The sequence below is a fragment of the Pseudomonas sp. PDM26 genome, from assembly GCF_019219185.1.
Lineage (GTDB): Bacteria > Pseudomonadota > Gammaproteobacteria > Pseudomonadales > Pseudomonadaceae > Aquipseudomonas.
Genome location: NZ_JAHUWC010000027.1, coordinates 1 through 6,825 on the forward strand (window position 1 = coordinate 1; position 6,825 = coordinate 6,825).

General features: G+C 62.7%; 1 protein-coding gene. It reads left to right on the forward strand.

Annotated features, from left to right (window positions below; translation table 11 throughout):
• Nucleotides 1-6,825, forward strand: a 6,825-nt coding sequence (locus KW849_RS30860) for a tandem-95 repeat protein (RefSeq protein WP_218433882.1), incomplete at both ends; no start/stop codon positions are given.

Below are 6,825 nucleotides of genomic sequence, written 5' to 3' on the forward strand. Positions count from 1 at the left end.
CACGCCGGCCGCCAACTACAACGGCGCGGTACCGACCGTGATCTACACCGTCACCGACGGTTCCGGTACAGACGACACTTCGACCCTGAACATCGACGTCACGCCGGTCGACGACAGCTTCACCGACCTCAGCGAAACGGTCTCGACTCCGGAAGACACCGCCGTCACCGGCAGTGTGCTCGGCGGCACCTCGAGCGTCGACGGCCCGGTCAGCGTGGTCAACTTCAGCATCGACGGTGTGACCGGCACGTTCGCCGCCGGCAGCACGGCAACCATCGCCAACGTCGGCACCCTGGTGATCGGCGCCAACGGCACCTACACCTTCACCCCGGACGCCAACTACAACGGCAGCGTGCCGACGGTCAGCTACACCGTGACTGGCGGTTCCGGCAGCAATCTCACCTCCACCCTGAACATCGACGTCACGCCGGTCGATGACAGCTTCACCGACCTCAGCGAAACGGTCTCGACCCTGGAAGACACCGCCCTGACCGGCAGCGTCCTCACCGGCACTTCGAGCGTCGACGGTCCGGTCAGCGTGGTCAACTTCACCATCGGTGACACCACCTACGCTGCCGGCAGCACGGCGACCATTGCCAATATCGGCACCCTGGTGATCGGCGCCAATGGTGCCTACACCTTTACCCCGGACGCCAACTACAACGGCACGGTGCCGACCGTCAGCTACACCGTCACCGACGGCTCCGGCAGCGATGTCACCTCGACCCTGAACATCAGCGTCACCTCGGTCGATGACAGCTTCACCGACCTCAGCGAAACGGTCTCCACTCAGGAAGACACCGCCGTCACCGGCAGCGTGCTCAGCGGCACCTCGAGCGTCGACGGTCCGGTCAGCGTGGTCAACTTCACCATCGGTGACACCACCTACGCTGTCGGCAGCACGGCGACCATTGCCAATGTCGGTACCCTGGTGATCGGCGCCAATGGTGCCTACACCTTTACCCCGGACGCCAACTACAACGGCGTGGTGCCAACCGTCAGCTACACCGTCACCGACAGTTCCGGCAGCAATGTCACCTCGACTTTGAACATCGGCGTCACCCCGGTCGATGACAGCTTCACCGACCTCAGCGAAAGCGTGACCACCGCTGAAGATGCCCCGGTGACCGGCAGCGTCCTCACCGGCACGAGCAGCGTCGACGGTCCAGTCAGCGTGGTTAATTTCACCATCGGTGACACCACCTACGTCGCCGGCAACACCGCGACCATCGCCAACGTTGGCACCCTGGTCATCGGCGCCAACGGCGCCTACACTTTCACCCCGGATGCCAACTACAACGGCAGCGTGCCGACGGTCAGCTACACCGTCACTGACGGTACGGGCAGCAACGTCACCTCGACTTTGAACATCGACGTGACGCCGGTCGATGACAGCTTCACCGACCTCAGCGAAAGCGTGACCACCAACGAAGACACCGTCGTCACCGGAAGCGTGCTCACCGGCACGAGCAGCGTCGATGGTCCGGTCAGCGTGGTTAACTTCACAATCGGCGACACCACCTACGCCGCCGGCAGCACCGCGACCATCGCCAACGTCGGCACCTTGGTGATCGGCGCCAACGGGACTTACACCTTCACCCCGGCCGCCAATTACAACGGCAGCGTGCCCACCGTGAGCTACACCGTCACCGACGGTTCCGGCAGCAATGTCACCTCGACCTTGAACATCGACGTCACCCCGGTCGATGACAGCTTCACCGACCTCAGCGAAAACGTGACCATCGCTGAAGACGCACCGGTGAGCGGAAGCGTCCTCACCGGCACAAGCAGCGTCGACGGTCCGGTCAGCGTGCTCAACTTCAGCATCGACGGTGTGACTGGCACTTTCAATGCCGGCCAGACTGCGACCATCGCCAACGTCGGTACCCTGGTGATCGGTGCCAACGGCGCTTACACCTTCACTCCGGATGCCAACTACAACGGCAGCGTGCCGACGATCAGCTACACCGTCACCGACGGCTCCGGCAGCAACGTCACTTCGACCCTGAACATCGACGTCACCCCGGTCGATGACAGCTTTGTCGATGCCAGCGAAACGGTTTCGACTCTGGAAGACACCGCCGTGACCGGCAGCGTTCTCACCGGAACCTCGAGCGTCGACGGCCCGGTCAGCGTGGTCAACTTCACCATTGACGGTGTGACCGGCACTTTCAATGCCGGCCAGACTGCGACCATTGCCAATGTCGGCACCCTGGTCATCGGGGCGAATGGCGCCTACACCTTCACGCCAGCCGAGAATTACAACGGCGCGGTGCCAACCGTCAGTTACACCGTCACCGACGGTTCCGGCAGCAACGTCACCTCGACCCTGAACATCGACGTTACGCCGGTCAATGACAGCTTTGTCGATGGCAGCGAAAGCGTGACTACCGCTGAAGATGCCCCGGTGAGTGGCAGCGTCCTTACTGGTACTTCGAGCGTCGATGGTCCGGTCAGCGTGGTCAATTTCACCATCGGCGACACCACCTACGCCGCCGGCAGCACCGCGACCATCACCAACGTCGGCACCCTGGTGATCGGTGCCAACGGCGCCTACACCTTCACGCCGGACGCTAACTACAACGGCACGGTGCCAACCGTCAGCTACACCGTCACCGACGGTTCCGGCAGCAACGTCACTTCGACTCTGAACATCAGCGTCACCCCGGTCGACGACAGCTTCACCGACATCAGCGAAACGGTCTCCACTCAGGAAGACGCCCCGGTGAGCGGTAGCGTCCTCACCGGCACCTCGAGCGTCGACGGCCCGGTCAGCGTGCTCAACTTCACCATCGGTGACACCACTTACGCCGCTGGCAGCACCGCGACCATCACCAACGTCGGTACCCTGGTGATCGGCGCCAACGGGACTTACACCTTCACCCCGGCCGCCAATTACAACGGCACGGTGCCAACCGTCAGCTACACCGTCACCGACGGTTCCGGCAGCAACGTCACTTCGACTCTGAACATCAGCGTCACCCCGGTCGATGACCCGAGCGTCCTGATCGCAGATACCAAGACTGTCGATGAAGACCACGTTGCAACGGGCAACGTGCTAGGCAATGACAGCGATGTCGATAACGCTCTAAGTGTTGCGACATTCACCATACAAGGCGTCCCCGGCTCCTTTACCGCGGGTCAAGCCGCGACTATTGCCGGCGTCGGCACTGTGACTATCGCCACCAACGGCGATTACAGTTTCACCCCTGCCGCGAACTGGAACGGCGCGGTTCCACAGGTCAGCTACACCACCAACACCCACTCCATCAGCATGCTGGACATCACGGTCAACCCGGTCAACGACGCTCCGACCGTTAACTCCACCTCGGCCAGTGGTGATGAAGATCATGTGATCGCCGTGCAGCTCGGCGGCAATGACATTGACGGCAACGTCAACCACTTCACCCTGACCAGTCTGCCGGCCAATGGCAGTTTTTACGCAGACGCGGCCGGGACCATTGCGCTTACCACCAGCAGCGTGATCTCCGCGACTGCCAATGGCGCAACGGTTTACTTCAAACCCACCGGCGACTGGAGTGGCACCACCAACTTCACCTACAACTCGACCGACAACGGGGGCATGCCGTCTGCTACTTCGGCGACCGGCACCATCGTCGTCGCGCCAGTCACCGATACCCCGAGCCTGTCGCTGACCGGTGGCGGTACGGTTGCCTCGACCGACTTCCAGGAAGTCGCTGTGAACGGTTCGACCATCGACCTCGATGTCAGCAAGCTCGGCAACGGCGTCTGGCACACTGACAACCGCGGGGGTGCGGTCGAAATCGGCAAAGCCAGCGTCTACAGTGCCGGCGGCGATAACCAGGTCATCGAACTTGAGCGCAACGCCGGTGATGCGAGCAACCTCTACACCACTATCGATGCGAAGGCCGGCACCACGTACAACGTGTCGCTCGACTATGCACCGCGTGCCGGCGTAGAAAATTCGCATATCAACGTGTACTGGGGTGGCCAGCTCATTGGCACCCTGAACACCTCGACCCCGGGAATGCAGCACTACAGCTTCGACATTCCAGTCACTGCCGATGGCAACCAGAAACTCGAATTCCGCGCCGGGGACAGAAATAGCCTGGGCGGTGTGCTGGACAACATCAATGTCACTCAGGAGCTCAACTCGGGCCTTGAAGACAACGCGATCCTGTTGTCCACCATCCAGGCCCACACCAATGACGTCGACGGCTCGGAAACGCTCACCCTCACACTGAACGGCTTGCCGGCAGGTTCCAGGCTCACCGATGGCACCCACACCTTCAATGCTGCCGACAGCTCGACGTCGGTGGACATTACGGGTTGGAACCTGTCCACGCTCAAACTGACACCGCCGACGAACTTCAATGGCGACATCCCCCTGACCGTGACGGCCACCGCCAAAGACGGCGATGCCCCAAGCGCGAGCACCTCGCTGCCACTGGTGGTGCACGTGGCCGCCGTCGATGACGTCACCGTGCTGCAGGCGGACAGGATCACCGTCGAAGAAGATCAGACCGCGATCGGCAATGTGCTGACCAACGATCTCGATGTCGATAATGCCCTGAGCGTCGCAAGCTTCAGCGTGAATGGGGTCAACGGCAGTTTCAACGCCGGCCAGACCGCGACCATCGCGGGTGTCGGTACGCTGATCATTTCCAGCAACGGCGACTACACCTTCAAGCCGGCTGCCGACTGGAATGGCAACGTTCCACAGGTGACATACACCACCAATACCGGCTCGAGCAGTACGCTGAGCATCAGTGTTACACCGGTCAACGACAACTTCTCCGACTCCAGCGAAACGCTCTCTACCCCGGAAGATACTTCCCTCAGCGGCAGCGTCCTCAGTGGCACGAGCAGCGTCGACGGACCGGTCAGCGTGGTCAACTTCACAATCGGTACGACCACTTACACCGCCGGCAGCACGGCGACCATCGCCAACGTCGGCACCCTGGTGATCGCGGCGAACGGGGCTTACACCTTCACCCCTGCCGCCAACTACAACGGCACGGTGCCGACCGTCACCTACACCGTCACCGACGGTTCCGGCACAGATGACACTTCGACCCTGAACATCAGCGTTACGCCGGTCAACGACAACTTCACCGACCTCAGCGAAAGCGTGACCACCGCTGAAGACGCCCCGGTGAGTGGCAGCGTCCTTACTGGTACGAGCAGCGTCGACGGCCCGGTCAGCGTGGCCAACTTCACCGTCGGTGGGACCACTTACACGGCCGGCACCACGGCGACCATCGCCAACGTCGGCACCCTGGTGATCGCGGCGAACGGGACCTACACCTTCACCCCGGACGCCAATTACAACGGCGTGGTGCCGACCGTGAGCTACACCGTCACTGACAGTTCCGGCAGCAACGTCACCTCGACCCTGAACATCAGTGTCACCCCGGTCGACGACAGCTTCATCGACGCCAGCGAAACGGTGTCGACCCTGGAAGACACGGCCCTGACAGGCAGCGTCCTCTCCGACACGAGCAGCGTCGATGGCCCGGTCAGCGTGGTCAACTTCACCATCGGTGCGACCACTTACACCGCCGGCAGCACGGCGACCATCGCCAACGTCGGCACCCTGGTCATCGCGGTGAACGGCGCCTACACCTTCACCCCGGCCGCCAACTACAACGGCACGGTGCCGACCGTCTCCTACACCGTCACCGACGGTTCCGGCACAGACGACTCCTCGACCCTGAACATCAGCGTTACGCCGGTCGACGACAACTTCACCGACGCCAGCGAAACGCTCTCCACCCTGGAAGATACCGCCCTGACTGGCAGCGTCCTCAGCGGCACCTCGAGCGTCGATGGCCCGGTCAGTGTGGTCAACTTCAGCATCGACGGTGTGACGGGCACGTTCAACGCCGGCCAGACCGCGACCATTGCCAACGTCGGCACCCTGGTGATCGCGGCGAGCGGGGCCTACACCTTCACCCCGGCCGCCAACTACAACGGCACGGTGCCGACCGTCAGCTACACCGTCACCGACGGCTCTGGACCTAACGACACCTCGACCCTGAACATCAGCGTCACGCCGGTCGACGACAGCTTCACCGACCTCAGCGAAAACGTGACCACCGCTGAAGACGCACCGGTGAGCGGCAGCGTCCTCACCGGCACCTCGAGCGTCGACGGTCCAGTCAGCGTGCTCAACTTCAACATCGACGGTGTGACGGGCACGTTCAACGCCGGCCAGACCGCGACCATTGCCAACGTCGGCACCCTGGTGATCGCGGCGAACGGGGCTTACACCTTCACCCCGGACGCCAACTACAACGGCACGGTACCGACCGCCAGCTACACCGTCACTGACAGTTCCGGCAGCAACGTCACCTCGACCCTGAACATCAGCGTCACCCCGGTCGACGACAGCTTCGCCGACGTCAGCGAAACGGTGTCGACCCTGGAAGACACCGCCCTCACCGGCAGCGTCCTCGGTGGCACGAGCAGCGTCGATGGCCCGGTAAGCGTGGTCAATTTCACCGTCGGTGCGACCACGTACACCGCCGGCAGCACAGCGACCATCACCGACGTCGGTACCTTGGTAATCGCAGCGAGCGGGGCCTACACCTTCACCCCGGCCGCCAACTACAACGGCACGGTGCCGACCGTCAGCTACACCGTCACCGACGGCTCTGGACCTAACGACACCTCGACCCTGAACATTAGCGTCACGCCGGTCGACGACAGCTTCGCCGACGCCAATGAAACGCTCTCCACCCTGGAAGATACCGCCCTGACTGGCAGCGTCCTCAGCGGCACCTCGAGCGTCGATGGCCCGGTCAGTGTGGTCAACTTCAGCATCGACGGTGTGACGGGCAC